This window comes from Variovorax sp. GW460-12-1-14-LB1 (assembly GCF_059423605.1).
In genome coordinates, this window is record NZ_JBWKYF010000020.1 from 1 (window position 1) to 24,840 (window position 24,840).

Here is a 24,840-nt window from a genome sequence, read left to right on the forward strand (position 1 = left end):
TAGTCATAAACACGGTCATTTGACTACCTCTTAGTTTAAGAGGGGAACCGTGTCCTCAGATTCAGGGGGCCGCTCCACTGCCAGCGTGGCTGCCGCGCCGCCAAGCGGGCAGGTTGGGGACAAGCCCGTGGCGTTCGGCGGGTGTGCGCGCATCCGTGACCGATGCCAGTGCTTTGACGACAAGGGAACGCCGGTCGAGAAGGAGCGGCTTTTCTGCGAGGACATGACTCGCGTGGCCGTGGGCATCGGTGCTCCGCTGGAAAAGCTGCGCGATGACGGGGCAGCGCATCGTGAACTGCTCGCGCGTCTCGAGTGGGCCGACAACGACGCTGCCGTGCTCACGTACATGCGAGGCCGGACGGCTGCGCAGGTGGTCGGGGAGAAGGGGCCCGCACAAGCGAAGGTGCGCTAGCCTGCGACGCGCACCGTAGCGCCGGGCGGGCAATCAGGCACCTTCTTGCTAAGCGGTATTCCGGGGACCCGCTTGCGGGGGAAAGAACCTCGTGCAACCTGTACCCGGTAGTTCGTCGCCGCTATTGAACTCGGCAGTTGTTGCGCCTGAGTTCGGAGCGGATGGCAATGGTCCGCTTTTGATCCTGGTTGACTGTGTCTACCGGTTGCCAGTAGCCCTTGCTGTATCTCCCCTCGATCTCGTTGAGCTCGTTTATCAGCCTGCCGCAGTATTGGTCTGTTCCTGCTGCCTGGGCGTTCGCGCTCGCGCTGTGGCCGCTCCGGTTCATGTTCCTTTGGGCCTGCTCTACCTGCTGGTCGAAGGGCACGTCTGCCACGTTCTCGATCCTCTCGATGAAGGCATTCCTGCTGCTGCAGGTTCCGTCCGTCCAGAACGTCGAGCCGTTGTAGGCCTTGCAGAGATAGATCGTCGCGGCGTTGGCATGGGCGGCGAAGAACAAGGCGATCAAGATGAGTGGCTTGGTCATGTTGCCAAATGTACTATGCTATAAAAAGAATAGCGCGGAGTGAGGCGGGCTGATGCTTGTTGGCTATGCGAGGGTGTCAACGAATGAACAGGAAACGAGGATGCAGCTTGATGCGCTGCGGGGTGCGGGTGTGCGCCGAATTTTCTCGGAGAAGACGAGCGGGGTAGGGCCTCGACCCGAGTTGCACAAGGCTCTGGCTTTCCTTGAGCCGGGGCATACGCTGGTGGTCTACAAGCTGGATCGGTTGGCGCGCAGCCTGAAGGATTTGCTGCAGTTGTTGGACCGTCTCAAGGCGGCGGGCTGCTCGGTGAAATCACTGACCGAGCCTATCGACACATCTTCTGCGATGGGCGAGTTCGTGCTGCAGATACTGGGCGCGGTCGCTCAGCTTGAGCGGGCGATCATTCGGGAGCGGTGCGAGGCCGGGCGCGTGGCTGCTCGGGCGCGTGGCGTGCTGTTCGGGCGTCAGCCGCTGGTTACCGGCGATGAGGCCAGGGTGGCCGCGATCCTCTACCGGGAGGGCTTTACGTTGGGGGAGATTGCGCTGATGTTCGGTGTCTCGCCTACGGCGGTCCGGTCTGCGCTGGTGAGGGATGGAGTCACGCGAAGGGCGTGGGGTGGTAGCCGGCGCCGTCGATTGAGCTAGTCTCGTCGTCGGCGACCGAATTTTTTAACGTACAACACTAAAATCTTGCAATGCTGGACGACCGTGCCAAGTTGCTGTTGAAGACGCTGGTCGAGCGTTACATCGCCGATGGGCAACCCGTCGGATCGCGCACGCTCTCGCGTTCGGCAGGGCTGGATCTCTCGCCCGCGACCATCCGCAACGTCATGTCCGACCTCGAGGCGCTGGGACTCATTGCCAGCCCCCACACCTCAGCCGGGCGCGTGCCGACCACGCGCGGCTACCGGCTCTTCGTCGACACCATGCTGACCGCGCAGCGCGAGCAGATGAGCACGCCGAGCCTGGCGGCCGACCAGCCGCAGAAGGTGATCGCCAACGCCGCGCACCTGCTGTCGAACCTGTCGCAGTTCGTGGGCGTCGTGATGGCGCCGCGGCGCGTCTCGGTGTTCAAGCAGATCGAATTCCTGCGCCTGTCGGAGCGGCGGCTGCTGGTGATCATCGTCTCGCCCGACGGCGACGTGCAGAACCGCGTGATCTTCCCGGAATCCGACTACTCGCAGTCGCAGCTGGTGGAAGCCTCGAACTACATCAACGCGCACTTCGCGGGCCTGACGATCGAGCAGGTGCGCGACCGCCTGCAGTCCGAGGTCGAGAAGCTGCGCGGTGAAATCGCCGCGCTGATGCAGGCCGCGGTGCAGGTCAGCTCCGAAGTGCTCACCGACGCCCAGGCCGACGACGTCGTGATTTCCGGCGAGCGCAACCTGCTGTCGGTGACCGATTTTTCCAGCGACATGGGGCAGCTGCGGCGCGCCTTCGATCTTTTTGAAGAGAAGGCGCAGCTGATGCGGCTGCTCGACGTGTCGAGCAAGGCCGAGGGCGTGCGCATCTTCATCGGCGGCGAAAGCCAGGTCGTGCCCTTCGAGGAGTTGTCCATCGTCAGCGCCAACTACGAGGTCGACGGCCAGGTGGTGGGCACGCTGGGCGTGATCGGCCCGACCCGCATGCCGTACGACCGCATGATCCAGATCGTGGACATCACGTCGCGGCTGGTGAGCAACGCGCTGAGCCACCGCAAGTAAGCGGCCGCGCGCGGCGCATAGAATCGGGCCCGCGTGGGCCGTTAGCTCAGTTGGTTAGAGCAGCGGACTCATAATCCGTTGGTCGAGTGTTCAAGCCACTCACGGCCTACCACCACACATTCCCCCTCTGTAGACACTCCGACGAAGGCCGCATTGCGCGGCCTTTTTCCTTGCAGCTGCGGGGGCGCGAGCAAGGCCTGCGGCCGCCGCCGATTTCACCTACGGCAAACACAGGATTCCTTCAGGTTGCAATGCAACATCGAAGGCAGAATGCACCATTTGAGTGCAAATGTAACGAGCCGGGTGATCCCTGCGCACGCCGCACTGCGATTCCCGATGGCCATGACCCCGCTTTTCAAGCTCCTGCTTCCGATGTCCCTGCTCGCGCTCGCTGCATGCGGCGCCAAGCAGGCCTCCACCACCGATGACGCGCCGCCCGAAGTCGGCGTGGTGGCGCTGCACGCCAGCGACGTGGCCGTGCACACCGAGCTCGCGGGCCGCACGGCCGCCTACCGCGTCTCCGAGGTGAGGCCGCAGGTCAACGGCATCGTGCGCAAGCGGCTGTTCGAAGAGGGCGGCATGGTCCGCGCGGGCCAAGTGCTGTACGAGATCGAGCCCGGCCCGTTCGAGGCCGCGCACGAGCAGGCGCAGGCCGCGCTGGCCACCTCGCAGGCCACCATTGCCAGCCTGCGCGGCAAGGCCGATCGCTTCGGCGAACTGGTCAAGGCCAACGCCGTGAGCAGGCAGGAACACGAAGAGGCGCAGGCGGCGCTGGTGCAGGCGCAAGCCGGCGTGAAGGCCGCGCAGGCGGCCGTGAAGGCGGCGCGCATCAACCTCGACTTCACGCGCATCACCGCGCCCATCGCGGGACGCATCGGCCGCTCCGCCGTGACCGAGGGCGCGCTCGTGGCGCCGGGCCAGGCGATGGCGCTGGCCACGATCCAGCGGCTCGATCCGATCTATGTCGACGTGGTGCAGTCGAGCCTGGAACTGACGAAGCTCAAGCGTCGCTTCATCTCGGGCGACATGGCGCCGGCCAGCACCCAGGTCCGCCTGCGCATGGAAGACGGCCTGCCTTACCCGCATGCCGGCACGCTGAAGTTCTCCGAAGTGGCCGTCGACGAGGCCACCGGCTCGGTCACGCTGCGCGCGGAATTCCCGAACCCGCAAGGGTTGCTGCTGCCGGGCATGTACGTGCGCGCGCAGGTCGAGTCTGGCGTGGAGCGTCAGGCCATCCTGGCACCGCAGCGCGGCGTGGCCCGCAACGAGAAGGGCGAGCCGACCGCGCTGGTGGTGGCGGCCGATAACAAGGTCGAGCTGCGCGCGCTCGAAGTGCGCAGCACCGAGGGCGAGCACTGGGTCGTGACCCGGGGCCTGCGCGAGGGCGACCGCCTGGTGGTCGACGGCCTGCAGCGCGCGCGCCCTGGCGAAAAAGTGAAGCCGGTGCCGGTGTCCACGGCGGGCGCATCGTCCGCTGCTGCGCCTTCTCCGGCCGATTGATGAGAAGCGACAACCTCCCGTGATCGCTCATTTCTTCATCCAGCGGCCCGTCTTCGCCTGGGTCATCGCCATCCTCATCATGCTGGCCGGCGGCGTGGCCATTCGCACGCTGCCGGTGTCGCAGTACCCGGACATCGCGCCGCCGACCGTGGTCGTGTCGGCCAACTACCCCGGCGCCTCGGCGCAGGCGGTGGAAAACAGCGTGACGCAGGTGCTCGAGCAGCAGCTCAAGGGCATCGACGGCCTGATGTACTTCAAGTCGACCAGCAGCGCGGCCGGCTGGGCCGAGATCAACGTCACCTTCCGCCAGGGCATCGACCCCGACACCGCGCAGGTGCAGGTGCAGAACAAGGTCAGCCAGGCCACCAGCCGGCTGCCGCAGGCGGTGCAGCAGCAGGGCGTGACGGTCGCCAAGTCGCAGAACAACTTCCTGCTGATCGTGGCGCTCTACGACGAGACCGGCCAGCGCACCGACACCGACATCGCCGACTGGATGGCCAGCAACCTGCGCGACCCGATCAGCCGCGTCGACGGCGTGGGCTCGGTGCAGGCCTTCGGCGCGGCGTACGCCATGCGCATCTGGCTCGACCCGCACCGGCTGGCCAGCTACCAGCTGATGCCGTCCGACGTCACGGCCGCCATCACCGCGCAGAACACGCAAGTGTCGGTGGGCGAGATCGGCGCGCGGCCATCGGCGCCGACGCAGCACCTGAACGCCACCGTCACCGCGATGTCGCGGCTGCAGACGCCCGACCAGTTCAAGGCCATCGTGCTCAAGACGCAGGCCGACGGCGCCGTGGTGCGGCTGGGCGACGTGGCACGCGTGGAGATCGGCAGCGAGTCGTATGCCGAGACCACACGCCTGAACGGCCACCCGGCCGCGGGCTCGGCCGTGATGCTGGCCCCCGGTGCCAACGCGCTGACCACGGCCCGCGCGGTGAAGGCGCGCATCGCCGAGCTCGAACGCTCGCTGCCCGCGGGCCTGCGCGTGGCCTACGCGGAAGACACGACGCGCTTCGTCAAGATCTCGATCCAGTCGGTCATCCGGACGCTGCTGGAGGCCATCGCGCTGGTGGTGGTCGTGATGTTCCTCTTCCTGCAGAACTGGCGTGCCACGGTGATCCCCGCGATCACCGTGCCGGTGGTGCTGCTGGGCACCTTTGGCGTGCTCGCGGCCTTCGGCTATTCGATCAACGTGCTCACGCTGTTCGGCATGGTGCTGGCCATCGGCCTGCTGGTGGACGACGCCATCGTGGTGGTGGAGAACGTCGAGCGCGTCATGCACGAAGAGGGGCTCGATGCGAAGGCTGCCACGATCAAATCGATGAAGGAGATCACCGGCGCGCTGGTCGGCATCGCGGTGGTGGTGTCGGCGGTGTTCCTGCCCATGGCCTTCTTCGGTGGCTCGGTGGGCGTGATCTACCGGCAGTTCTCGGTGACCATCATCGCGTCGATGGTGCTGTCGGTGGTGGTGGCCATCGTGCTCATTCCGGCGCTGTGCGCGCGCTTCCTGAAGGCCGGTGTGCCGCCGCGCACGCGCGGCTTCCTGGGTGCGTTCAACCGCCGCTTCGATGCCGCGCAGGGCCGCTACGTGGGCGTGCTGGGCCGCATCCTGCGCAAGCCGCTGCGCTTCACGGCGGTGTATGTCGCCATCGTGGCCGGCATGGGCCTGCTGTACCTGAGCCTGCCCGGCGGTTTCCTGCCGGAAGAGGACCAGGGCAGCGTGATGGTGATCGCGACGCTGCCGGCCGGCGCCACCTCGGGCCGCACTGACGAAGTGAACCGCGCCATCGAAAAGCACTTTCTCGAGACCGAGAAGGACACGACCGACACCATCTTCACGCTCACCGGCTGGAGCTACAGCGGCTCGGGGCAGAACATGGGCATGGCGTTTGTCTCGCTGAAGGACTGGTCCGAACGCGCCAGCGCCGACAAGCGCGCGCACGCCATCGTCGAGCGTGCCGGCAAGGCGCTGGCCAAACAGCAGCGCGACGCCGAGGTCTTCGGCATGGTGCCGCCGCCGATCGAGGGGCTGGGCGAATCGAACGGCTTCGAGTTCTGGCTGCAGGACACCTCGGGCATGGGCGCCGAGCGGCTGCTGCAGGCGCGCGAAAAGCTGGTGCGCGAGGCCAACAAGGACCCGCGCCTGCAGTCGGTGCGCGCCAACAGCGTGGCCGGCACGCCGCAGCTGCAGGTCGACATCGACCAGCTGAAGGCCTCGGCCCTGCGGCTGTCGCTGGACGACGTGAACACCACGCTGGGCATTGCCTGGGGCGGCAGCTACGTCAACGACTTCATCGACCGCGGCCGCGTGAAACGCGTGTACGTGCAGGCCGATGCGCCGTACCGCTCGGCGCCGGACGACATCGGCCAGTGGTTCGTGCGCGGCAGCACGGGCGCGATGACGCCGTTCTCGGCCTTTGCCACCACGCGCTGGTCGCAGGGTGCGTCGCAGCTGGAGCGCTACAACGGCTTGCCCGCGGTGCAGATTCAGGGCGCGGCCGCGCAGGGCACGAGCTCGGGCACGGCCATGGCGGCCATCGAGACCCTCGCGAAGAAGCAGAGCGGCACGGGCCAGGCCTGGAGCGGCCTGTCGTACCAGGAGCGGCTGTCGGGCGGGCAGGCGCCGCTGCTGTTCGCGCTGTCGATCCTCGTGGTCTTCCTGTGCCTGGCGGCGCTGTACGAGAGCTGGTCGGTGCCGGTGTCGGTGATGCTGGTGATTCCGCTGGGCGTGCTCGGCGCGGTGATCGCGGCGGCGCTGCGCGGGTTGTCGAACGACATCTACTTCCAGGTCGGCCTGCTCGCGACCATCGGCCTGTCGGCCAAGAACGCGATCCTGATCATCGAGTTCGCGGAGGCCGCGCTGCGCCGTGGCGTGCCGCTGCTCGAAGCGGTGGCCGAAGGCGCGCGCCTGCGGCTGCGGCCGATCCTGATGACCTCGCTGGCCTTCCTGGCGGGCGTGATCCCGCTGGCGGTGGCCACCGGCGCGGGCTCGGGCAGCCAGGTCGCGATCGGCACCGGTGTGTTCGGCGGCGTGCTTGCGGCGACAGCACTGGGCATCTTCTTCGTGCCGCTGTTCTACCTGCTGGTGAAGCGCGTGGCCGCAAGGCTGATGGGGCGCAAGGCGGAGGAGGGCGGCGAACAAGTGGCCTGAGGCCGTCGCATCACAAGGCCGTGAAGCTTTTTTGAAGGCCTCGCCGGAACAGCGCTTTCGGCGGGGTAGAATTCAAGGCTGCGCGGCTGTAGCTCAGTTGGATAGAGTACTTGGCTACGAACCAAGGGGTCGTGGGTTCAATTCCTGCCAGCCGCACCATCTCTCGAATAGCCTGGAAGAGTTTCTCTTCCAGGCTATTTTCGTTTGGGCGCCTCGCAAAGAGGGGTTCGCTGCCCGCACTCGCTGCGCGGCAGGCACCCACAAAAAAAGCCGCCCGAGGGCGGCTTTTTGACGTCGATACGGACAGCTGCCAGGCCAGGCCTGTGCAGCGTCGCACCATGCGTCTTACTTCTTCTTGGCGACGGCCTTCTTGGCGGGAGCCTTGGCGACGACTGCCTTCGTGACAGCAGCCTTGGTGACAGCTGCCTTCTTCGGAGCGGCGGCCTTCTTGGCGGCGGGTGCAGCAGCGGCCTTTTCAGCCTTGCGCTTGGCGGCCTTGGGGTCGATGGCGGCCTTGAAGGCAGCGCCGGCGACGAACTTCGGCACCTTGGTGGCGGCGATCTTGATCTTGGTGCCGGCCTGGGGGTTGAAGCCCGAGCGTGCAGCGCGTGCGACTTGCTTGAAAGTACCGAAGCCGACCAGCTGGACCGAATCGCCCTTCTTCACGGCAGCGACGACGCTGCTGGTGATCGTTTCGAGGACGCGTGCGGCCTCGGCCTTGCTCAGGTTGTGGGTGGTGGCGATCTTCTCGACCAGTTCGATGCGGTTCATTCAGTATTCCTTGGATGGTATGGCGCCGTGTTGCCTACGGCGGCCCAGGCTTATTCCGGGCGGGGCGGAGTGTACCGGGTCGGAAGGGCCTCTTTGGAACGGCACGGGCCGGATGCGTTGCAACAGACCCCATGGCAGGCTGCCGTCGTCCGTATTTTCAGCTTTCGATCACAAAGGTTGGGACGGGAGAAAAAACACGCTATAATCGAAAGCTGTGCGGCTGTAGCTCAGTTGGATAGAGTACTTGGCTACGAACCAAGGGGTCGTGGGTTCAATTCCTGCCAGCCGCACCACTCTTCAAGGGTTAGCTCGTTTTTCGAGCTAACCCTTTTTCTTTGGCCGGTCATTGCGGCGTGCCCGCATCAAGGACGTGCCGGCCGTGCGTCCTTCCAGAGGCCGGCCCGCTTGGCCTTCGCTTCTTCCTCCGCAAATTCGTACTGCCCGCGCTCCTGGGGCGACAGGCGCTGCGCCTGCGCGGGCTGCCAGCGTGCCAATCCGACGGTCAGCAATGCCAAGCCTGCGTCGAGCGTCCTCGGGCCATTGGGGGCTGAATCCGGCGTGACCATCACGCGGCAGACGCGTTCGTGGGCGTGGGATGTGGGATCGTCGCAGTCGACGTCTGCCGGCTTCAGGCGAACCATGTCGTGCATCCTCTGCCGGGCCTGCTCGGCGAAGGGCTGCCCCGGCTTCGGCGCCTCGATGCCCTGCAGGCGCACGCGGCGCCACGCATCGGCGCTGGCTGCGTCGCCGCAGCGGGCGGTCATGGTGTCGCCGCTGTGGATGCTCACGACGAAGCAGGTCTGCGTCCTGGCGCGGGTGTCGAAGGGAAGAAAGCCCAGTACGGCAGCAAAGACCGCGAGAGCGTACAAATGAAGCCCCGCCGAGGCATGGCGACGGCAGGGGAAATGTCCGGTGGCGATCACGGGGGCTCCTGTCTCCTGGGCATGGAGGTTGCGGCAAACTCACCGGCTTGTAGGGCGCGGCAAGGGCGCCCAGTATTTCCGATTTGAAGGGCTCTGCATTGAACAAGGCATTCACCAAGGAGTCGGACGCCGATGCGGACGACGACGATGACGGCGCAGGTGGCGCCGCACCCGCGCTGCCGGCGGGCAGCAAGAACTACATCACGCCCGAGGGCTACGCGCGCCTGCGCGACGAACTGCTGCAGTTGATGGACGAGGAGCGCCCCAAGGTCGTCGAGGCCGTGCACTGGGCCGCGAAGAACGGCGACCGCTCCGAGAACGGCGACTACCTCTACGGCAAGAAGCGTCTGCGCGAGATCGACCGGCGCATCCGCTTCCTCGGCAAGCGGCTCGAGATCGCGGAGATCACCGACCCGTCGGTGCACCACGGGCGCGACCAGGTCTTCTTCGGCGCCACCGTCCGCTATGTCGACGAGACCGGCGAGGAGCGCAGCGTCACCATCCTCGGCATCGACGAGGCCGAGAGCGCCAAGTCGGAAGTCAGCTGGATTTCCCCGATCGCACGCGCGCTGCTCAAGGCGCGCGAAGGCGATGTGGTGAAGCTCGTGACGCCCGGCGGGGCGCACGAGGTGGAGATCCTGTCGGTGAGCTACCCGGCGCCACGCACGCCGGCGAACTGACGGGCGAGCGAACTCAGGGCGCCGGAATCGTCCGCGCCGCGGTCAGCACCGATGCGGTCCGGCGCGCAGCGCGCAGCACGGCATCGAGGTGCGTGCGGTCGCGCACCGCGATCACGAAGCGCAGGTCGGTCGAATCCTGCGGGGTCTCGTCGGCCATTTCCACGTGCGTGATGTCGGCCTCGGCGTCGGCCAGCGTGGCCGCCACGCGGGCCAGCACGCCCTTGTCGTTGCGCACGGTGATGACCACGCCGGTCTCGAAGGCACGCGTGGGCTCGTCGGCCCATTCGACTGCGAAGAAGCGCTCGCTGTCCTTGTTGCGCAGGCGCTGGCCGACGCCGCAGTCGTCGGTGTGCACCACCAGCCCTTCGCCGTGCCCGAGGTAACCGACGATCTGGTCGCCGGGAATGGGTCGGCAGCACTGCGCAAAGCGCACGGAAGAGTTCTCGCTGCCGTCGAGCGTCACCGCGCCTTGCGACACGGCCTCGTGCGAGGTGAAGCGCTCGCGGCTCAGGAGGAGGGCGTCGGGGCGCTCGCCGATCTCGGCCAGCAGCGCCATGAGCCGCTTGGCGACGATGCTCGCGATGCGCTTGCCCAGGCCGATGTCGGTCAGCAGCTCGGCGCGGGTGCGGTTGCCGGTGAAGCGCAGTAGCTTTTCCCACAGCGCCTGGTGTTCGTCGTCTTCCTCGGGCAGTTTGCCCAGGCCTTCGGCGCGCAGCGCCTGCGCCAGCAGCTTCTCGCCCAGGCCTTCGGACTCGGCATGCGCCAGCGTCTTCAGGTAGTGGCGAATCTTGGAGCGTGCCCGGCCGGTGCGCACGAAGCCCAGCCAGGCGGGGTTGGGCGTGGACACGGGCGCGGTGATCACTTCGACCACGTCGCCGTTCTTCAGCTCGGTACGCAGCGGCACCTGGTCGCCGTTGATGCGCGCGGCCGAGGTGTGGTCGCCGATGTTGCTGTGGATGGCGTACGCGAAGTCGACCACCGTGGCGCCGCGCGGCAGCGCCATGATCTGGCTCTTGGGCGTGAAGACGTAGACGGCATCAGGGAACAGGTCGACCTTGACGTGGTCCCAGAACTCGGCGGCGTCGCGTGTCTCGTCCTGGATGTCGAGCAGCGACTGCAGCCACTTGGTGCCCAGCCGGTCGTTGCTCGCGGCATTGGGCTCGGCAGCCTTGTAGAGCCAGTGCGCCGCCACGCCCGATTCGGCCACGACGTGCATGGCCTCGGTGCGCAGCTGGAACTCCACGCTCACGCCGGCCGGTCCCACCAGCGTGGTGTGCAGCGACTGGTAGCCGTTGAGCTTGGCGATCGCGATGTGGTCCTTGAACTTGCCCGGCAGCGGCTTGTACATCTGGTGCAGGATGCCCAGGCCGGTGTAGCAGGCGATCACGTTCGGCACGATGAGCCGGAAGCCGTAGATGTCGGTGACCTGCGCGAAGCTCAGGTGTTTTTCTTCCATCTTGCGGTAGATGGAATAGAGCGTTTTCTCGCGACCCGCGATGCGCAGCGTCATGCCGGCGGCGGAGAAGGCCGTCTCGACCTCTTTCTGCACCTTCTGGATCAGGTCGCGTCGTCGTCCGCGCGCCTTGGCGACGGCTTTGGCCAGCGTGGCGTAGCGCCAGGGCTTGAGGTGGCGGAACGACAGGTCCTGCAGCTCGCGGTAGGTCTGGTTCAGACCCAGCCGGTGCGCGATGGGCGCGTAGATCTCGAGCGTTTCACGCGAGATGCGGGCCCACTTTTCGCGCGGCGCATCGGCCAGCGTGCGCATGTTGTGCGTGCGGTCGGCCAGCTTGACCAGGATGACGCGCACATCGCGCGCCATGGCCAGCAGCATCTTGCGGAAGGACTCGGCCTGGTTTTCTTCGCGCGTGTTGAACTGCAGCTTGTCGAGCTTGGTGAGCCCGTCGACAAGCTCGGCAACCGGGGCGCCGAAGCGCTCGATGAGTTCCGGCTTGGTGACCCCGCAATCCTCGATGGCGTCGTGCAGCAGCGCGGCCATGAGCGCCTGGGCGTCGAGCTTCCACTCGGCGCACTGCGCCGCCACGGCGATGGGGTGGGTGATGTACGGCTCGCCGCTGTTGCGCAGCTGCCCGAGGTGGGCTTCGTCGGCGAAGCGGTAGGCCCGGCGAACCAGCTCGGTGTCTTCGGGGCTCAGGTAGTCGAGGCGGGCCGTCAGCGCGGCAAAACTCGCGGCGGCCGCGTTCAGCGCCGCCGGACTCGGTTTCGGCGTGGGGGACGGAGGTTTGGCGACCGCGCTCATGGCTACCACTTTAGCGTGACCGCTCTGTGGACGCGTCCAGACGTAAAAAAAGCACCGCAATGCGGTGCCTTTTCGTTGCAGGGCTGCGTCAGAAGATCAGCCCGGCACTTTCTTGAGCATCTCGATGCCGATCTTGCCTTCGGCGATTTCGCGCAGGGCCGTGACGGCGGGCTTGTTCTTGCTCTCGATCTTGGGGGCGTGGCCTTGGCTCAGCATGCGCGCGCGGTACGTGGCGGCGAGAACGAGCTGGAAACGGTTCGGGATCTGAACGAGACAATCTTCGACGGTGATGCGGGCCATGATGAATTCTTTCGGTCGGTGAGCGGGGATTTCAAGGGATGTTCAGTGCGGCGAACGTATCGGCACGTGCTCTGCGCTGTGCGGAATACCGGAGCCGCTGCGCGTGGACGATCGCCTTGAGATCGAAAAGTGCGCGCTCAAATAACTCGTTGATTATAACGAAATCGAATTTTCCGGCCTGGGCCATCTCTTCGGCCGCATTCTTCAGGCGCAATTCGATCACCGCCGCGCTGTCCTCGCCGCGCCGCTCGAGGCGGGAGCGCAGCTCTTCCCAGCTGGGCGGGAGGATGAAGATCATGACTGCGTTGGCAAAGGTCTTGCGGATCTGCAGCGCGCCCTGGAAGTCGATTTCGAGGATCACATCGGTGCCCAGGGCCACCCGCTCCTCGACCGCCTTCTTCGACGTGCCGTAGCGGTGCCCGTGCACATGGGCCCATTCCACGAAGCCGTCAGCCGCAATCAGGGCGTCGAACTCGGTCGGGGAGGCGAAGAAGTACTCCCGGCCGTGCTTTTCCTGCCCGCGCGGGGGGCGCGTGGTGTGGGAGACCGAGGGCTGAACGGCCGAGTCGAGCTCCATGAGCGCCTTGACCAGGCTCGATTTGCCAGCGCCGCTTGGCGCGGCGACCACGAAGATATTGCCGGGGTAGTCCATGGGTAGGCTCGTCGTCATTCGATGTTCTGCACCTGCTCGCGCATCTGTTCGATGAGGACCTTCATGTCCACGCCGATGCGCGTGAGTTCCAGGGCCGCCGACTTGGAGCCCAGGGTGTTGGCTTCGCGGTGCAGTTCCTGGATCAGGAAATCCAGCCGCTTGCCGATCTCGCCGCCCTTCTTGAGCAGCCGCTCGATCTCGTCGAGGTGCGAATTCAGCCGCGTGAGCTCTTCCGCCACGTCGATGCGGATCGCGAAGGCGGTGGCTTCGGTCAGGGCGCGGTCCTGGGCGGCTTCGGGCAGCGTGCCGCCCGTGCCGGCGGTCAGGCCCATGGCCTCCTGCCAGCGCTCCAGGAAGCGGTTGCGTTGCTGTTCGACCAGCTGGGGCACCAGTGGGCCGGCCTGCTGCACCAGGGTGCGCAGCTGCGCCAGGTGCGCTTCGAGCATCTTGGCCAACCGGGCGCCTTCGCGCTGGCGGGCCGACATCAGCGCCTCAAGCGCCTTGCCTGCCACGTCGAGCAGGTCGGGGCCCCAGTCGCCGCGCGTGGCGCCGTCGCTGCCGGCCAGGCGCAGCACGTCGGCCACGCTGAGCTCGCGGGCGCCCGGCAGCCAGGCGCGGATGCCGTCCTGCACGCCGTTCAGCCGCTGAAGCAGCTTGACGGAGGGCTCGACCACGCCCGCCTGGGACGTGTTCTCGATGGCCGCGCGCACCTCGACCTTGCCGCGCTTGAGCTTGCCTGTGAGCAGCTCGCGCAGCGCGGTCTCGTGCTGGCGCAGCTCCTCGGGGAGCTTGAAGGTGAGGTCGAGAAAGCGGCTGTTGACCGAGCGGATTTCGACCCCGAGCCGGCCCGCGGCGGAGGGCCGTGCATCGGCTTCGGAGTGGCTGCCTGCGGGGCCGTTCTGGCCGCTGGCGTAGCCGGTCATGCTGTAAACTGGCATTGCGCCTCACTGTGGTTTTGCTTGCAAGCACCGAGGCGTCGGTACAGCGTTCGCTTGCCGCACCATCGCCTTCGGGCGAAACTCCCGGATTATGTCAAAGGTCAAGCCTACGCCCCTGTTGCCCGATACGGTCATTGGCGGATATCGCGTTGTTCGCCGGCTTTCCGCGGGCGGTTTCGGCGTGGTCTACCTCGCGATCGACCCGAACGGCCAGCAGGTCGCCGTCAAGGAATACCTGCCTTCGTCGCTCGCCACGCGGGGCCCCGGCGAGCTGGCGCCGCAAGTGCCGCCCGAGAAGCTGTCGCTGTACCGCCTGGGGCTCAAGAGCTTTTTCGAAGAAGGCCGCTCGCTCGCGCAGATTTCGCATGCGTCGGTGGTCAGCGTGCTCAATTTCTTCCGCGAAAACGAGACCGTCTACATGGTCATGAACTACCTGGAGGGCGCGACCCTGCAGGATTTCGTGGTCACGGCACGCGACCTGAAGCGGCAGAAGGTGTTCCGCGAATCGACCATCCGTTCGCTGTTCGACGAAATCCTGCGCGGCCTGCGCATCGTCCACCAGTACAAGATGCTGCACCTGGACATCAAGCCCGCCAACATCTTCGTCACCGACGACGACCGCGCCGTGCTGATTGACTTCGGCGCCGCGCGCGAAGTGCTCAGCAAGGAAGGCATCTTCATCCGCCCGATGTACACGCCCGGCTTCGCTGCCCCCGAGATGTACCGGCGCGATTCGTCGATGGGCCCCTGGACCGACATCTACGCCATCGGCGCCTGCATCTACGCCTGCATGCAGGGCTACCCGCCCAACGACGCACCCCGGCGCATCGAGAAAGACCGCCTGAGCCTGTCGCTCTCGCGCCTGCGCGGCGTGTACTCCGACAACCTCATCGAGGTGGTCGAGTGGTGCATGTCGCTCGACCCGCTCTCGCGCCCGCAGTCGGTGTTTGCGCTGCAAAAGGAACTCAGCCGCGAAGGCGAGCGCCGCTACACCAAGCTCACGGTCGGCGAAAAGGTGCGCCTGTCGATCGACAACATCCGCTCCTTCGACAAGAAGAGCCTGCCGCGCGCCGCCGCGCCCACCACCCGTCCGGCCTGATCGACATGAAGTTCTCCGTGTTCCAGGTCAGCCGCAAGGGCGGCCGTCTCAAGAACGAAGACCGCATGGGCTACTGCTACACGCGGGAGTCGGGCCTGTTCGTGCTCGCCGATGGCATGGGCGGCCACCCTGAGGGGGAAGTGGCGGCCCAGCTGGCGCTGCAGACCATCGCCGCGCTGTACCAGCGCGAGGCCCGCCCCACCGTGAAGGACGTGAAGGCCTTCCTGGCCGAATCGGCCATGTCGGCGCACCAGCAGATCATGCGGTACGCGAGCCACAAGGCGATGCTCGACACGCCCCGCACCACCGTGGTCGCGGCCGTGCTGCAGAACGCTACCGCCACTTGGCTGCATTGCGGCGACTCGCGCCTGTACGTCGTGCGCGATGGCCGCCTGCTGACCCGCACGCGCGACCACTCGCACGCCGAGCGCCCCAAGCCCCACGGCGCCACCGACGCGCCCGTCAACCGCAACCTGCTGCTGACCTGCCTCGGCTCGCCGACCACGCCGCTGTTCGACGTGTCGGCGCCGCTGCCGCTGCAGCGCGGCGACCGCCTCATGCTGTGCTCCGACGGCGTCTGGGGCGTGCTCGACGACGCCGTCATCGTGCACACCCTTTCGTCCGGCAAGCCCGTGTCCGACGCCGCGCCCGACCTGGCCGAAATGGCGCTGCGCAAGGGCGGCGCCCACAGCGACAACGTGACGCTGATCGCGCTCGAATGGGAAATGCCCGAGACGCCCGGCGACGACCGCGGCGTGTCCACCGAAACCATCGACGACGGCGTGTTCGCCTCGACCATCCAGGCCGGCATGCCGTCCGACAGCGAGATCGACGACCTCGACGAAGACGCCATCGAGCGTTCCATCGCCGAGATCAACGAAGCCATCCGCCGCTCTGCCGCCCGCAAGACCTGATCTCCTGATCGGGTCTCGCGGTTTTTCTTTTTCTTTTTCGGTTTCCTCCAGACACATGACTGCTTTCACACGAAGCGGCGGCCGCGCCGCCGACCAGCTGCGCCCCGTGCGCATCACCCGCGGCTTCACCATCCATGCCGAAGGCTCCGTGCTCATCGAGTTCGGCCAGACCCGCGTGCTATGCACCGCCTCGGTCGAAGAAAAAGTGCCGCCGCACAAGAAGGGCAGCGGCGAAGGCTGGGTCACGGCCGAATACGGCATGCTGCCGCGCGCCACCCACACCCGCAGCAGCCGTGAGGCCGCCAAGGGCAAGCAGACCGGCCGCACGCAGGAAATCCAGCGCCTCATCGGCCGCTCGATGCGCGCCGTGTTCGACCTCGCCGCTCTGGGCGAACGCACCATCCACCTCGACTGCGACGTGCTGCAGGCCGACGGCGGCACGCGCACCGCGGCCATCACCGGCGCCTTCGTGGCCGCACAGGACGCCGTCGACAAGCTGCTGGCCTCCGGCGCGCTCAAGACCTCGCCCATCAAGGGCCACGTGGCCGCCATCTCGGTGGGCATCGTCGACGGCACGCCGCTGCTCGACCTCGAGTACACCGAAGACTCTGCCTGCGACACCGACATGAACGTCGTCATGACCGGCGCCGGCCACTTCGTCGAAGTGCAGGGCACGGCCGAAGGCGTGGCCTTCACGCGCGAAGAAATGAACCTCCTGCTCGGCCTGGCCGAGAAGGGCATCGGCGAACTCGTGAGCCTGCAGCAGCAGGCCCTGCTTTCGAACTGACTGAACGACGATCACAACCAACGAGCCACTGGCGCCCGCTCATCGGACGCCACAGCCATCTTTGACTTTCCATGAAACTGGTTCTGGCTTCCAACAACGCGGGCAAGCTCGCCGAACTCCAGCAGCTGTTTGCCGAGCTGTCCGTCACCCTGGTGCCGCAGTCGGCACTGGGCGTGGGCGAGGCTGAAGAACCCTTCCGCACCTTCGTCGAGAACGCGCTGACCAAGGCGCGCCACGCCAGCGCCGCCACCGGCCTGCCGGCCATTGCCGACGACGCCGGCCTGTGTGTCGACGCCTTCGGCGGCCTGCCGGGGGTCGACACCGCCTACTACGCCACGCAGTTCGGCTACGCCAAGGGCGACGCCAACAACGTGAAGGCGTTGCTCGAACAGCTCGACGGCGTGGTCAACCGCCGCGCCGCGCTCGTCAGCACGCTCGTCGCGCTGCGTCGCCACGACGATCCCGAGCCGCTCATTGCCGTCGGCCGCGTGGTCGGCGAGATCGCGCCCGCGCCCATCGGCGACAACGGCTTCGGCTTCGACCCCGTCATGTACCTGCCGACCTTCGGCAAGACCTTCGCCCAGCTGCCGCCCGACGTGAAGAACGCCAACAGCCACCGCGGCCGCGCCGCGCACGCCATGCTCGCCCTGATGCGCGAGCGCTGGTTCTGACCCATGGCCACCGTCTTCCCGATCCAGCCCGCCCAAGCCGGCGGCGCTCCCCAGGCCAATGACGTGCTGCACTGGATGCGCCCCGGCCCCCTGCAACTCGCCGCGCTGCCGCCGCTGTCGCTGTACATCCACCTGCCGTGGTGCCTGCGCAAGTGCCCCTATTGCGACTTCAACTCGCACGAGTGGCGCGCCACCAGTGAGGCCGACATCGACGGCCTTCCCGAAGCCGCCTACATCGACGCGCTGATCGCCGACCTCGACGCCGCGCTGCCGTTGATCTGGGGTCGCACCGTCCACACCATCTTCATCGGCGGCGGCACGCCCAGCCTGTTCTCGCCGCAGGCCATCGACCGGCTGCTGGGTGACGTGCGCGCGCGCCTGAAGCTCGCGCCCGAGTGCGAGATCACGCTCGAGGCCAACCCCGGCACCTTCGAGCGCAACCGCTTCCGCGCCTACCGTGCGGCCGGCGTCACGCGCCTGTCGGTGGGTGTGCAGAGCTTCAACGACGAGCACCTCACGGCGCTGGGCCGCGTGCACGACCGTGCCCAGGCCATCGCCGCGGTGGAAGAGGCTGCGAGCGCCTTCGACACCTTCAACCTCGACCTGATGTACGCCCTGCCGGGCCAGACCATGGAAGGCCTCGACGCCGACCTGACCCAGGCTTTGGCCCTCGCGCCGCCGCACATCTCGATCTACCACCTCACCATCGAGCCCAACACCTGGTTCGCCAAGTTCCCACCCACGCTGCCCGAGGACGACATCGCCTACGCCATGCTCGACCGCATCACCGAGCGCACGGGCGCGAGCGGAATGTCGCGCTACGAGGTCTCGGCCTATGCACGCGACGGGCACCAGTGCGCGCACAACCTCAACTACTGGCAGTTCGGCGACTACCTCGGCATTGGCGCCGGCGCGCACAGCAAGCTGAGCTTTGCGCACCGCATCGTGCGGCAGGTGCGCTATCGCGAACCGCGCCTGTACATGGAGAACGCGCGCGCCGGCATGGCCGTGTCGCAGAGCGACGAAGTGGCGCTGGCCGACCTGCCTTTCGAGTTCATGCTTAACGCGCTGCGGCTGAAGCAGGGCTTCACGCTGCCCCAGTTCAGCGAGCGCACGGGCCTGGCGATGACGTCGATCCAGCGCGGCTTGGAAGAGGCCGAGCGCAAGGGCCTCGTCGCACGCGACCTGTTCCGCGTGTGGCCCACCGAGCGCGGACTCGACTTCCTGAGCGACCTGCAGACGCTGTTCCTGCCCGATGACGAGTAAGGCTGCGCCGTCGGCATAAAATCGACGGTTCCGGAGAGTTGGGTGAGTGGTTTAAACCAGCAGTCTTGAAAACTGCCGACGTGAAAGCGTCCGTGAGTTCGAATCTCACACTCTCCGCATTTTGCGCATCCGGTAGCCTCCAAAACCATCCGAGTTTTTTCGCTTTTCAGAGGAGAAACCTCGAAAGCAGGCTCCGAAACAATCCCGCTTGATTCGTTCCAATCGCATAATCTTTGGTGGCAAGGATGGTGGAAAGGACGATATGCCCAAAAAAGCGGCAGAACTCGGCGCCCTACAGGTCAGCCGACTAAACAAGCCAGGCGCCCACGCTGTCGGCGGCGTCGCAGGCCTCAAGCTGAAGATCAATGACGCTGGGGCTCGGTCGTGGGTGCTGCGGGCAACGGTGGCCGGCAAGATTCGTGACATGGGGCTCGGAGGCTTCCCCGACGTGACCCTCGCGCAGGCCCGAGATCGGGCCAGGGCTGCACGCGACCAGATCCACGCAGGGGAAGACCCCATCCAGGCCCGTCAGGCGGCCCGTAGCGCCATTGCGGCAGCCTGCGCGAGCGCCAAGACCTTCGACCAGTGTGTGGAGGCCTACATCAAAGCGAAGTCAGGGGAATGGAAGAACGCGAAGCATCGAGCCCAATGGAGCAGCACGCTCGACCTGTACGCCTCCCCGAAGATCGGCAGTTTGCTTGTCGGGCATGTCGACCTCACCAACGTGCTCGCGGTGCTCGAGCCGATTTGGATGACCAAGACCGAAACTGCCTCACGCCTACGCGGTCGCATCGAGACGGTGCTCGACTGGGCCACCGTGCGTAAGTACCGCTCTGGCGAGAACCCGGCCCGTTGGCGAGGCCACCTTGACCAGCTTCTCGGCCGCCCACGGAAGATCAGAAAGGTGGCACACCATCCGGCGCTGCAGCTCGCTGATGTGGGCGCCTTCATGCGCGATCTGCGCGGCATTGAAGGGATGAGCGCGAAAGCCCTTGAGCTGGCCGTACTGACCGCCAGCAGGTCGGGGGAAGTGCGTGGGGCTCGGTGGGATGAGATCGACCTCGACGCGAAGTTGTGGATCGTCCCGCCCGAGCGCATGAAGGCGAAGAAGGAACACCGCGTGCCACTGTCGAGACAGGCGCTGCAGCTCCTGAGGGAGCAGCCGCGCATCGACGGCTCAGAACTCGTGTTTCCGGGCCGGAAGCCTCTCCAGCCGCTCAGCGATATGAGCCTGAGCTTGTGTATGCGCCGCATGGGCTACAAGGACGCGAAGGGCAGGGTGTGCGTGCCTCACGGTTGCCGCAGCACGTTCCGTGACTGGGCGTCGGAGAAGACAGCGTTCCCCGGCGACATGGCCGAGATGGCGCTCGCGCACACGATCGATTCGGCGGTGGAGGCCGCCTACCGCCGCGGCGACATGCTCGCCAAGCGCCTGAAGATGATGCAGGCTTGGGCCGACTACTGCGATGTGATCCCGAAGGTCGGCAATGTGGTTCCGCTGGTCGGTGCGCGTCGCGAGGAGCGTTGATGCTCGGCGATGGTCGCAGTGTGAGAATGCGCACGCATTACACAGGAGCGACGCATGGCAGACGTTGTGTTGATGGCAGACGCGGAGATTGGCGCAGAGGCGGATCGGTTGACTCGGAATTTCGCCGCAGATGTTGAAGCGATGCGCCGTCGCCGCGCTGCTGCTGGCAGCCTGCGCTCTGGGGCGATGCTGCAGGATATTCGGGCGTTTGGGGAGAGCTCTCTCGACGAATTGAAGGCAAAGGCCGAGGCTGTGTTCATCGCAACTTGGCCGCGTTCCGTCTGGATCAGCGAGGCCGAAGAAGCGTCGTTATTGAGATCTGCAGGCACGCATCTGCAGGCATTGCATGACACTGTTCGCGAGCGCGTGCGCGCAGCTGCTCACAACATGGCGGCGAATCCGAATGTGTTAGATGAGTTGGAGCCGCCGTTGCAGGCTTGTCTCGACCGCGCTAAAGAGCGCCTGGTGCTCGTGCTGCAGCAACAACGTCAAGCGAGCCGGACCTCGGCGGTGAAGCGAGTAGTCAGCCTCGTTCCCGCCGCCGTGAAGGCGGTCGCCAAATGGTTCTTTGGCCTGCTGGGAAAGTAGGGGCCAAATAGGAGGGCCCTCACGCGCGGGAATCTCTCGGGGGCTCGTTTCACGCGAAACGTCACCCCCGACGCGATCCCGAAGGCGGGCAACGCGGTGCCGATCAATACGGCATAGGGCGGATCAAGGCGGTTCGCACGCATCGCCTTCAGAGAGGTAGGCTCCGTGCAGCACACTTGACATGAGCACGAGCGCATGACGCTCGACGTTTATGTACAACTCAGCGCCACCTGTGTTCTTTATGCCCGTGCCGCCGAACTCTGCGTCGAACGAGATCGTGTCGATCTCGATCGCGACTGTCGGGTCGAACTCATCGAGCTTATAGAAGGTGATCAGGCCATTGAGGTCGATGTGCGGACGGATGGTCAAGACTGCGCGCAACTTCAAGCTCAGGTATTCCAGCTCGAAGGACCTCCTGTTCGTTGCGAGATCGGACACCTTCCAGGCGAAGTAGGGGTTGTTTTCTCCGGCGGCTTGGAGACGATCGCGGAATTGAGAGAGTCCTACCAAGAGCGCCGGGAATCTCTCGCTCGCATGGCCGAAGAATTTGCCGGTGATGGTGGGATCGATAGGTGATTTCATGTGATGTGCGAGAGCATCGCAGGTCTTCTTGCGCCGAATTGCGCCAGCAGATCGTGCCAGCGCTGGCGTAACCGCTAGAAGCGGGCCTACCCTCTCGCTCGTTTCGGGGATGGACAAGACCGCCGTGGTCGTCCTAAGCGAAAGCAGGGGACTCAAAATCCCCCACCGAAAGGTGTGCCGGTTCGATTCCGGCCCCGGGCACTTGCTGACGGGGGGATTTGAACCCCCCGGCGTGACAGGCCGGTATTCCTGGGTTTCAGAAGCCGAGGTAGCTAGTGAGAAGTGGCTCGTATTCGATCGGTCCCTTGGTCGCCTTGACTCTGTTGTCGAGGTCGATCGCCACCATGACGTCTTTCCCAGAGTGGAACTTGCTCTTCGTATAGAGGTGGCTCACCAAATCCTGGGCGCCGAGGTTGGACTTGAAGACGAAAAATGAAGTGGTCTGGTCCCACACCTTCCCGGAACCGCCAGCCAGTGCGATGACGGTGTCGACGAACGAGTCGTATCGTTCTTGATACTCGGAGTCAGAGGCGATTCGGAAGGTCAGTGCAAAGTGGGGCATGGTCTTGAGCGAGTGGTTCTGAAGAGTTGAGCGTAGCTACGGACGCTTGCGCGCAGATAAGGGTTTGCCCTTTGATTTGGTATTCCAAATCATTCAGATTAGGTGTACTATTTCAGTCATGAGCACAAACAAGCAAATCGGCGGGGCTCGGGCTGGCGCAGGGAGAAAGCCGCAAGTCGCTGGCGCTCCCGCAACATCTCCGGTGACGATCAAGCTATCCGAAGCACAGAAGGAAAAGCTGCAGGTTCTCGGCGGTGCGCCATGGGTGCGCGAGAAGATCGACAAAGCCAAGTTGCCGAAGGAGTGACCGCCGAGCCTCAGGGGGAGGTGTCCTCAGTCTGAGGCGACCTATCTGAGGCACAAAAAGCGACGGCCCAAGGTGCTGGACACACCAAGGACCGTCTATCCGCAACGTGCAAACCTGGAAGGACCGCACATCATGGAAACCGCAACTGTAAACCTGGACGCGATCTCGTACGAAACAAAAATGATAGTGGGGGAGGACAACTATCATTACGAGGGGCCGACTCTCTTCGCTCCGAACGACGTTTGTCTCCATCGAAAATCTGGAGAACTGCTGGTCGTTGTCGGGGGCTTCGGGAATCACTTGATCGACAAGCATGGCATGCGCAAAGGCTATGCCGTACGCAACGAAGATGGAAAAATCTTCTTCTATCCCGCCGGCTCGTTGACTGACTTAAAAGGCCGAGCGCGACATCTGCAACTCGTGCGCACCTCCACGAAGCGTGTCCGCTCGCCTCGAGCCGCCGCCACCAAATAGACGCAGTTTCCTTTTTGCCGCGTCTAGGCTGATCCCCGAAGACCCGTGAACCTGACGGGCTGGCGCGGCACCTTTCACAGGTGCGTGAGGTACGCGATGAACACCCCAACCATCGAGGCCGACTATTTGGCCTGGCACGTCGACGGCATCATGGCCCATGAATTTGGCATGGAGCCGGGGGCTTACTACAAGAGCGTTTTCTCTGTGATGTTGGCGTCAGAGTCTGCTGGCAAGGAGATCCTGCCGCCGCCGCCTGAGTCTCCGTTGCCGAACTACGGCTATCTCCTGTTGAAGCTAGCTCATCACTTGGCGTTGGCGATTCGACTCGATGCTGCAGGCCAAACGTCTGAAGCCTTCTTAGAGGTCATCGAGGCCCACGAGTGCCTGACGCCGGCGGCGCTGGCCATCTTCGTGATGAAACACATTAAGTCTCCAGACATGGAGAAGGTGCAGAACGCGCGGCACAGCAAGACGCGGGCGGTGGAGGCATACGCCGTTGAACTCTATCGGTCTGGACGCTACGCCTCTCCGCACGAGGCATCGAAAAAACTCAAGAATGACGTGCTGAGTAAGGCGAGCGAGATGGGCCGCCCGCTGAGCGAGGATCGAGCGCAAAAAACAATCCATGAATGGCTTTTGAAGGCAACAAGAGGGGAGCACTAGCACCCGCCTCCGCCCGAGACGGGGGCGTTTACGCGCCGAAGCGGGGGCGTCTCTGCGGACGCGGTCTATTCGGCTTGCCCCTCCAAAAACACACTGCATCCATCCAAACCAATACGGATGAATGCAATGCAACTGACCCGCACCGAACCGGACGCACCGGTTTACATACAAGGCCCCCGCCTGCGCCAGCGTTGGGGCATCTCCAATTCCACGTTCTACGAAAAGCTCAAGTCGGGCGTGATCCCGGCCCCGGAGTACCCGTTCGGCCCCTCGAAGCCGTACTGGCGCATGGAGACCATCGAGCGCTTTGAGAACGCTAGCAAGGTGGCCGCATGAGCACGGCCGACAAAGCTCTGAGCACGATTCAGGCGCGCGCCGCACTGCTTGGATATACCTGCACCCTCACTAGCGCCGGAAACATCGTTCTGAGCATGCCGCTCGGTGGTGCCTGGATCTTCGGGTGCATCGAGAAAGCCGACACTTGGCTTGACCGTCTCACTCAGCCGTCGACGGAGGTGCCGGCATGACGGAAAAAAAGAAACCCCAGAACCGCGGGAACGGTGCTGAGGCCTCAGGCGAAATCAATAAGCAGCGCGAGTCTAAGTCCACCGCCACCGAAGTGCAAATGGCCAAGTTGCTGGCGCGATTGCGCAGTCGGCCGCACCACACCTACGAGTTGCGGCAGTGCGGTATCAGCCACCCGGCCGGTCGCGTGCTCAATCTGGTTGAGCGCGGCTTCCTGATCGAGTCGGCCCGTGTCACCAGCGTGGACTCCGACGGCTTCACGCATCGTGGTGTGGCTTTGTATAGCCTCATCGCCGAGCCGAAAGGAGCGGTGTGATGGATGGCCAAGCGCAACCGCTACGCGACCCAGACGCGCGATTCTGGGGGCTTTGTGGCCTTGCCCTTCAGCGTGATCGATTCGGCCGCCTACCGCGGTCTGAGCGTGTACGCGAGGGCACTGCTGATCGAGATCGCCCGACAACTGCGCGGCGACAACAACGGCTCGCTGCTGTGCTCACGCGCCTACATGGAGACCCGCGGATGGAACAGCAACGACACGCGGGAGAAGTGCCTCAAGGAACTGATCGCGGCCAAGCTCGTGCACCAGACCGTGATGGGATGCAGGCCGAACAAGGCCTCATGGTTTGCGGTGACGTGGATCGGCCTCGACAAGTTGGAGGGGTTCGATCACGACCTGGCGCGGACCTTCGAGCGCAGCGCCTACAAGGCGAACGCGCCCGTGTCACGCGTGAGTCACGCGCGCTGACGCGTCACGCACAGAGTCTGTCACAGACATTGAAAAATGCGACCCTTATCCCGCCCCACGGGACAGAGGGCATGCCTATAGACCCGCCCCACGGGATAAGGGACTCGCTCTCTGTCCCGCCATGCGGGTCTATAGGGCCGGTTATCCACAGACTCTCTGTCCCGCCATGCGGGCACCATCTAGAAGAGCCATCTACACCGGGTGTCCTGTCCCCGATCCATGCCTTCAAGGCTTTTGGGGTGCGTGGGCCAAATTGGGCCATCCCGGCGGCTAACGCTGCAACCGTTACCCAACCGTTAGCGAACCCCTGCG

At 65.2% G+C, this 24,840-nt stretch carries 29 protein-coding genes and 5 tRNA genes; 25 read left to right on the forward strand and 9 right to left on the reverse strand.

From position 1 onward, the window contains the following. Positions 1–85 precede the first annotated feature (85 nt). Positions 86–412 carry a hypothetical protein gene (locus AC07Y4_RS12660; RefSeq protein WP_495274583.1) on the forward strand — a complete coding sequence of 109 codons (327 nt, stop codon included), beginning with the start codon at positions 86–88 and terminating at the stop codon, positions 410–412. 121 nt (positions 413–533) lie between these two features. Here AC07Y4_RS12660 and AC07Y4_RS12665 read toward each other — a convergent pair whose 3' ends face one another. Beyond that, positions 534–938 carry a hypothetical protein gene (locus AC07Y4_RS12665; protein ID WP_495274584.1) on the reverse strand — a complete coding sequence of 135 codons (405 nt, stop codon included), beginning with the start codon at positions 936–938 and terminating at the stop codon, positions 534–536. Positions 939–990: 52 nt separating this feature from the next. On the opposite strand from AC07Y4_RS12665, the gene AC07Y4_RS12670 reads away from it, so the two are divergent. The 6 genes from AC07Y4_RS12670 (at position 991) to AC07Y4_RS12695 (ending at position 7,455) form a co-directional block, all read left to right on the forward strand. Beyond that, entirely contained in the window at positions 991–1,584 is a 594-nt protein-coding gene (locus AC07Y4_RS12670; protein WP_495274585.1) for a recombinase family protein, read from the forward strand. A gap of 50 nt (positions 1,585–1,634) precedes the next feature. Then, the gene (hrcA, locus tag AC07Y4_RS12675) at positions 1,635–2,642 is read left to right on the forward strand and encodes a heat-inducible transcriptional repressor HrcA (protein WP_062476292.1); all 1,008 of its coding nucleotides are present in this window, start codon (positions 1,635–1,637) and stop codon (positions 2,640–2,642) included. A 35-nt stretch (positions 2,643–2,677) separates the two neighbouring features. Next, positions 2,678–2,754, forward strand: a tRNA-Ile gene (locus tag AC07Y4_RS12680). A gap of 230 nt (positions 2,755–2,984) precedes the next feature. After that, a complete protein-coding gene (locus AC07Y4_RS12685; protein ID WP_495274586.1) occupies positions 2,985–4,142 on the forward strand; it encodes an efflux RND transporter periplasmic adaptor subunit in 1,158 nt (385 codons plus the stop codon). A 19-nt stretch (positions 4,143–4,161) separates the two neighbouring features. Then, the gene (locus tag AC07Y4_RS12690) at positions 4,162–7,296 is read left to right on the forward strand and encodes an efflux RND transporter permease subunit (RefSeq protein ID WP_495274587.1); all 3,135 of its coding nucleotides are present in this window, start codon (positions 4,162–4,164) and stop codon (positions 7,294–7,296) included. 82 nt (positions 7,297–7,378) lie between these two features. Continuing rightward, positions 7,379–7,455 (forward strand) — tRNA-Arg (locus AC07Y4_RS12695). Between the two features lie 186 nt (positions 7,456–7,641). On the opposite strand, the gene AC07Y4_RS12700 is transcribed toward AC07Y4_RS12695, so the two are convergent. After that, complete coding sequence (locus AC07Y4_RS12700; RefSeq protein WP_062476298.1) at positions 7,642–8,067, reverse strand: HU family DNA-binding protein; 426 nt, start codon at positions 8,065–8,067, stop codon at positions 7,642–7,644. Positions 8,068–8,283: 216 nt separating this feature from the next. On the opposite strand from AC07Y4_RS12700, the gene AC07Y4_RS12705 reads away from it, so the two are divergent. After that, positions 8,284–8,360 (forward strand) — tRNA-Arg (locus tag AC07Y4_RS12705). Between the two features lie 69 nt (positions 8,361–8,429). Here AC07Y4_RS12705 and AC07Y4_RS12710 read toward each other — a convergent pair. After that, positions 8,430–8,990 (reverse strand): thermonuclease family protein, encoded by a 561-nt coding sequence (locus AC07Y4_RS12710; RefSeq protein ID WP_495274588.1) that lies wholly within the window; start codon positions 8,988–8,990, stop codon positions 8,430–8,432. A gap of 98 nt (positions 8,991–9,088) precedes the next feature. On the opposite strand from AC07Y4_RS12710, the gene greB reads away from it, so the two are divergent. Next, the gene (greB, locus tag AC07Y4_RS12715) at positions 9,089–9,670 is read left to right on the forward strand and encodes a transcription elongation factor GreB (protein WP_307587260.1); all 582 of its coding nucleotides are present in this window, start codon (positions 9,089–9,091) and stop codon (positions 9,668–9,670) included. A gap of 13 nt (positions 9,671–9,683) precedes the next feature. Here greB and AC07Y4_RS12720 read toward each other — a convergent pair whose 3' ends face one another. From AC07Y4_RS12720 to AC07Y4_RS12735, 4 genes are all read right to left on the reverse strand, one after another. Continuing rightward, on the reverse strand, positions 9,684–11,927 hold the full coding sequence (locus AC07Y4_RS12720; RefSeq protein ID WP_095746649.1) for a RelA/SpoT family protein: 2,244 nt from the start codon (positions 11,925–11,927) through the stop codon (positions 9,684–9,686). A 96-nt stretch (positions 11,928–12,023) separates the two neighbouring features. Next, on the reverse strand, positions 12,024–12,227 hold the full coding sequence (gene rpoZ / locus AC07Y4_RS12725; protein WP_013543330.1) for a DNA-directed RNA polymerase subunit omega: 204 nt from the start codon (positions 12,225–12,227) through the stop codon (positions 12,024–12,026). A gap of 31 nt (positions 12,228–12,258) precedes the next feature. Then, positions 12,259–12,879 carry a guanylate kinase gene (gene gmk / locus AC07Y4_RS12730; protein ID WP_056573336.1) on the reverse strand — a complete coding sequence of 207 codons (621 nt, stop codon included), beginning with the start codon at positions 12,877–12,879 and terminating at the stop codon, positions 12,259–12,261. Between the two features lie 14 nt (positions 12,880–12,893). After that, positions 12,894–13,817: a YicC/YloC family endoribonuclease gene (locus tag AC07Y4_RS12735; protein WP_070062006.1), complete on the reverse strand. Its 924-nt coding sequence runs from the start codon at positions 13,815–13,817 to the stop codon at positions 12,894–12,896. A gap of 91 nt (positions 13,818–13,908) precedes the next feature. On the opposite strand from AC07Y4_RS12735, the gene AC07Y4_RS12740 reads away from it, so the two are divergent. From AC07Y4_RS12740 to AC07Y4_RS12775, 8 genes are all read left to right on the forward strand, one after another. Then, complete coding sequence (locus AC07Y4_RS12740; protein ID WP_056573330.1) at positions 13,909–14,916, forward strand: serine/threonine protein kinase; 1,008 nt, start codon at positions 13,909–13,911, stop codon at positions 14,914–14,916. A gap of 5 nt (positions 14,917–14,921) precedes the next feature. Further along, positions 14,922–15,830, forward strand: a complete 909-nt coding sequence (locus AC07Y4_RS12745; RefSeq protein WP_062476311.1) for a PP2C family protein-serine/threonine phosphatase — start codon at positions 14,922–14,924, stop codon at positions 15,828–15,830. A gap of 55 nt (positions 15,831–15,885) precedes the next feature. Next, complete coding sequence (rph, locus tag AC07Y4_RS12750; protein ID WP_062476315.1) at positions 15,886–16,617, forward strand: ribonuclease PH; 732 nt, start codon at positions 15,886–15,888, stop codon at positions 16,615–16,617. A 71-nt stretch (positions 16,618–16,688) separates the two neighbouring features. Next, positions 16,689–17,288: a non-canonical purine NTP pyrophosphatase gene (locus AC07Y4_RS12755; protein ID WP_495274589.1), complete on the forward strand. Its 600-nt coding sequence runs from the start codon at positions 16,689–16,691 to the stop codon at positions 17,286–17,288. A 3-nt stretch (positions 17,289–17,291) separates the two neighbouring features. Next, on the forward strand, positions 17,292–18,554 hold the full coding sequence (gene hemW / locus AC07Y4_RS12760) for a radical SAM family heme chaperone HemW (protein ID WP_062476321.1): 1,263 nt from the start codon (positions 17,292–17,294) through the stop codon (positions 18,552–18,554). Between the two features lie 32 nt (positions 18,555–18,586). Next, positions 18,587–18,671: transfer RNA gene (locus tag AC07Y4_RS12765), tRNA-Ser, on the forward strand. A gap of 91 nt (positions 18,672–18,762) precedes the next feature. Further along, on the forward strand, positions 18,763–20,082 hold the full coding sequence (locus tag AC07Y4_RS12770; protein ID WP_495274590.1) for a tyrosine-type recombinase/integrase: 1,320 nt from the start codon (positions 18,763–18,765) through the stop codon (positions 20,080–20,082). A gap of 54 nt (positions 20,083–20,136) precedes the next feature. Continuing rightward, complete coding sequence (locus AC07Y4_RS12775; protein WP_495274591.1) at positions 20,137–20,670, forward strand: hypothetical protein; 534 nt, start codon at positions 20,137–20,139, stop codon at positions 20,668–20,670. Positions 20,671–20,793: 123 nt separating this feature from the next. On the opposite strand, the gene AC07Y4_RS12780 is transcribed toward AC07Y4_RS12775, so the two are convergent. Further along, positions 20,794–21,252, reverse strand: coding sequence for a hypothetical protein (locus AC07Y4_RS12780; protein WP_495274592.1), 459 nt, complete (start codon positions 21,250–21,252; stop codon positions 20,794–20,796). A 121-nt stretch (positions 21,253–21,373) separates the two neighbouring features. Here AC07Y4_RS12780 and AC07Y4_RS12785 point away from each other — a divergent pair. Beyond that, positions 21,374–21,453 (forward strand) — tRNA-Leu (locus AC07Y4_RS12785). Between the two features lie 55 nt (positions 21,454–21,508). On the opposite strand, the gene AC07Y4_RS12790 is transcribed toward AC07Y4_RS12785, so the two are convergent. After that, positions 21,509–21,814 carry a hypothetical protein gene (locus tag AC07Y4_RS12790; RefSeq protein WP_495274593.1) on the reverse strand — a complete coding sequence of 102 codons (306 nt, stop codon included), beginning with the start codon at positions 21,812–21,814 and terminating at the stop codon, positions 21,509–21,511. A gap of 118 nt (positions 21,815–21,932) precedes the next feature. On the opposite strand from AC07Y4_RS12790, the gene AC07Y4_RS12795 reads away from it, so the two are divergent. From AC07Y4_RS12795 to AC07Y4_RS12825, 7 genes are all read left to right on the forward strand, one after another. Continuing rightward, positions 21,933–22,121, forward strand: coding sequence for a hypothetical protein (locus AC07Y4_RS12795; RefSeq protein WP_495274594.1), 189 nt, complete (start codon positions 21,933–21,935; stop codon positions 22,119–22,121). Positions 22,122–22,253: 132 nt separating this feature from the next. After that, on the forward strand, positions 22,254–22,595 hold the full coding sequence (locus AC07Y4_RS12800) for a hypothetical protein (protein ID WP_495274595.1): 342 nt from the start codon (positions 22,254–22,256) through the stop codon (positions 22,593–22,595). Between the two features lie 96 nt (positions 22,596–22,691). Then, positions 22,692–23,258: a hypothetical protein gene (locus AC07Y4_RS12805; RefSeq protein ID WP_495274596.1), complete on the forward strand. Its 567-nt coding sequence runs from the start codon at positions 22,692–22,694 to the stop codon at positions 23,256–23,258. 126 nt (positions 23,259–23,384) lie between these two features. After that, the gene (locus AC07Y4_RS12810) at positions 23,385–23,594 is read left to right on the forward strand and encodes a helix-turn-helix transcriptional regulator (RefSeq protein ID WP_495274597.1); all 210 of its coding nucleotides are present in this window, start codon (positions 23,385–23,387) and stop codon (positions 23,592–23,594) included. Next, on the forward strand, positions 23,591–23,785 hold the full coding sequence (locus AC07Y4_RS12815) for a hypothetical protein (RefSeq protein WP_495274598.1): 195 nt from the start codon (positions 23,591–23,593) through the stop codon (positions 23,783–23,785). Before AC07Y4_RS12810 ends, AC07Y4_RS12815 begins: the two co-directional genes overlap by 4 nt. Then, positions 23,782–24,099, forward strand: coding sequence for a helix-turn-helix domain-containing protein (locus AC07Y4_RS12820; RefSeq protein ID WP_495274599.1), 318 nt, complete (start codon positions 23,782–23,784; stop codon positions 24,097–24,099). Before AC07Y4_RS12815 ends, AC07Y4_RS12820 begins: the two co-directional genes overlap by 4 nt. Before the next feature lie 3 nt (positions 24,100–24,102). Further along, entirely contained in the window at positions 24,103–24,528 is a 426-nt protein-coding gene (locus AC07Y4_RS12825) for a hypothetical protein (protein ID WP_495274600.1), read from the forward strand. Positions 24,529–24,840 lie beyond the last annotated feature (312 nt).

Bases quoted from the DNA above. Each gene is read 5' to 3' on its own strand.
- AC07Y4_RS12665 (WP_495274584.1), bottom strand. From the start codon at position 938: ATGACCAAGCCACTCATCTTGATCGCCTTGTTCTTCGCCGCCCATGCC.
- AC07Y4_RS12670 (WP_495274585.1), top strand. From the start codon at position 991: ATGCTTGTTGGCTATGCGAGGGTGTCAACGAATGAACAGGAAACGAGG.
- hrcA (WP_062476292.1), top strand. From the start codon at position 1,635: ATGCTGGACGACCGTGCCAAGTTGCTGTTGAAGACGCTGGTCGAGCGT.
- AC07Y4_RS12685 (WP_495274586.1), top strand. From the start codon at position 2,985: ATGACCCCGCTTTTCAAGCTCCTGCTTCCGATGTCCCTGCTCGCGCTC.
- AC07Y4_RS12700 (WP_062476298.1), bottom strand. From the start codon at position 8,067: ATGAACCGCATCGAACTGGTCGAGAAGATCGCCACCACCCACAACCTG.
- AC07Y4_RS12720 (WP_095746649.1), bottom strand. From the start codon at position 11,927: ATGAGCGCGGTCGCCAAACCTCCGTCCCCCACGCCGAAACCGAGTCCG.
- rpoZ (WP_013543330.1), bottom strand. From the start codon at position 12,227: ATGGCCCGCATCACCGTCGAAGATTGTCTCGTTCAGATCCCGAACCGT.
- gmk (WP_056573336.1), bottom strand. From the start codon at position 12,879: ATGGACTACCCCGGCAATATCTTCGTGGTCGCCGCGCCAAGCGGCGCT.
- AC07Y4_RS12735 (WP_070062006.1), bottom strand. From the start codon at position 13,817: ATGCCAGTTTACAGCATGACCGGCTACGCCAGCGGCCAGAACGGCCCC.
- AC07Y4_RS12740 (WP_056573330.1), top strand. From the start codon at position 13,909: ATGTCAAAGGTCAAGCCTACGCCCCTGTTGCCCGATACGGTCATTGGC.
- AC07Y4_RS12745 (WP_062476311.1), top strand. From the start codon at position 14,922: ATGAAGTTCTCCGTGTTCCAGGTCAGCCGCAAGGGCGGCCGTCTCAAG.
- rph (WP_062476315.1), top strand. From the start codon at position 15,886: ATGACTGCTTTCACACGAAGCGGCGGCCGCGCCGCCGACCAGCTGCGC.
- AC07Y4_RS12755 (WP_495274589.1), top strand. From the start codon at position 16,689: ATGAAACTGGTTCTGGCTTCCAACAACGCGGGCAAGCTCGCCGAACTC.
- hemW (WP_062476321.1), top strand. From the start codon at position 17,292: ATGGCCACCGTCTTCCCGATCCAGCCCGCCCAAGCCGGCGGCGCTCCC.
- AC07Y4_RS12775 (WP_495274591.1), top strand. From the start codon at position 20,137: ATGGCAGACGTTGTGTTGATGGCAGACGCGGAGATTGGCGCAGAGGCG.
- AC07Y4_RS12780 (WP_495274592.1), bottom strand. From the start codon at position 21,252: ATGAAATCACCTATCGATCCCACCATCACCGGCAAATTCTTCGGCCAT.
- AC07Y4_RS12790 (WP_495274593.1), bottom strand. From the start codon at position 21,814: ATGCCCCACTTTGCACTGACCTTCCGAATCGCCTCTGACTCCGAGTAT.
- AC07Y4_RS12795 (WP_495274594.1), top strand. From the start codon at position 21,933: ATGAGCACAAACAAGCAAATCGGCGGGGCTCGGGCTGGCGCAGGGAGA.
- AC07Y4_RS12800 (WP_495274595.1), top strand. From the start codon at position 22,254: ATGGAAACCGCAACTGTAAACCTGGACGCGATCTCGTACGAAACAAAA.
- AC07Y4_RS12805 (WP_495274596.1), top strand. From the start codon at position 22,692: ATGAACACCCCAACCATCGAGGCCGACTATTTGGCCTGGCACGTCGAC.
- AC07Y4_RS12810 (WP_495274597.1), top strand. From the start codon at position 23,385: ATGCAACTGACCCGCACCGAACCGGACGCACCGGTTTACATACAAGGC.
- AC07Y4_RS12815 (WP_495274598.1), top strand. From the start codon at position 23,591: ATGAGCACGGCCGACAAAGCTCTGAGCACGATTCAGGCGCGCGCCGCA.
- AC07Y4_RS12820 (WP_495274599.1), top strand. From the start codon at position 23,782: ATGACGGAAAAAAAGAAACCCCAGAACCGCGGGAACGGTGCTGAGGCC.
- AC07Y4_RS12825 (WP_495274600.1), top strand. From the start codon at position 24,103: ATGGCCAAGCGCAACCGCTACGCGACCCAGACGCGCGATTCTGGGGGC.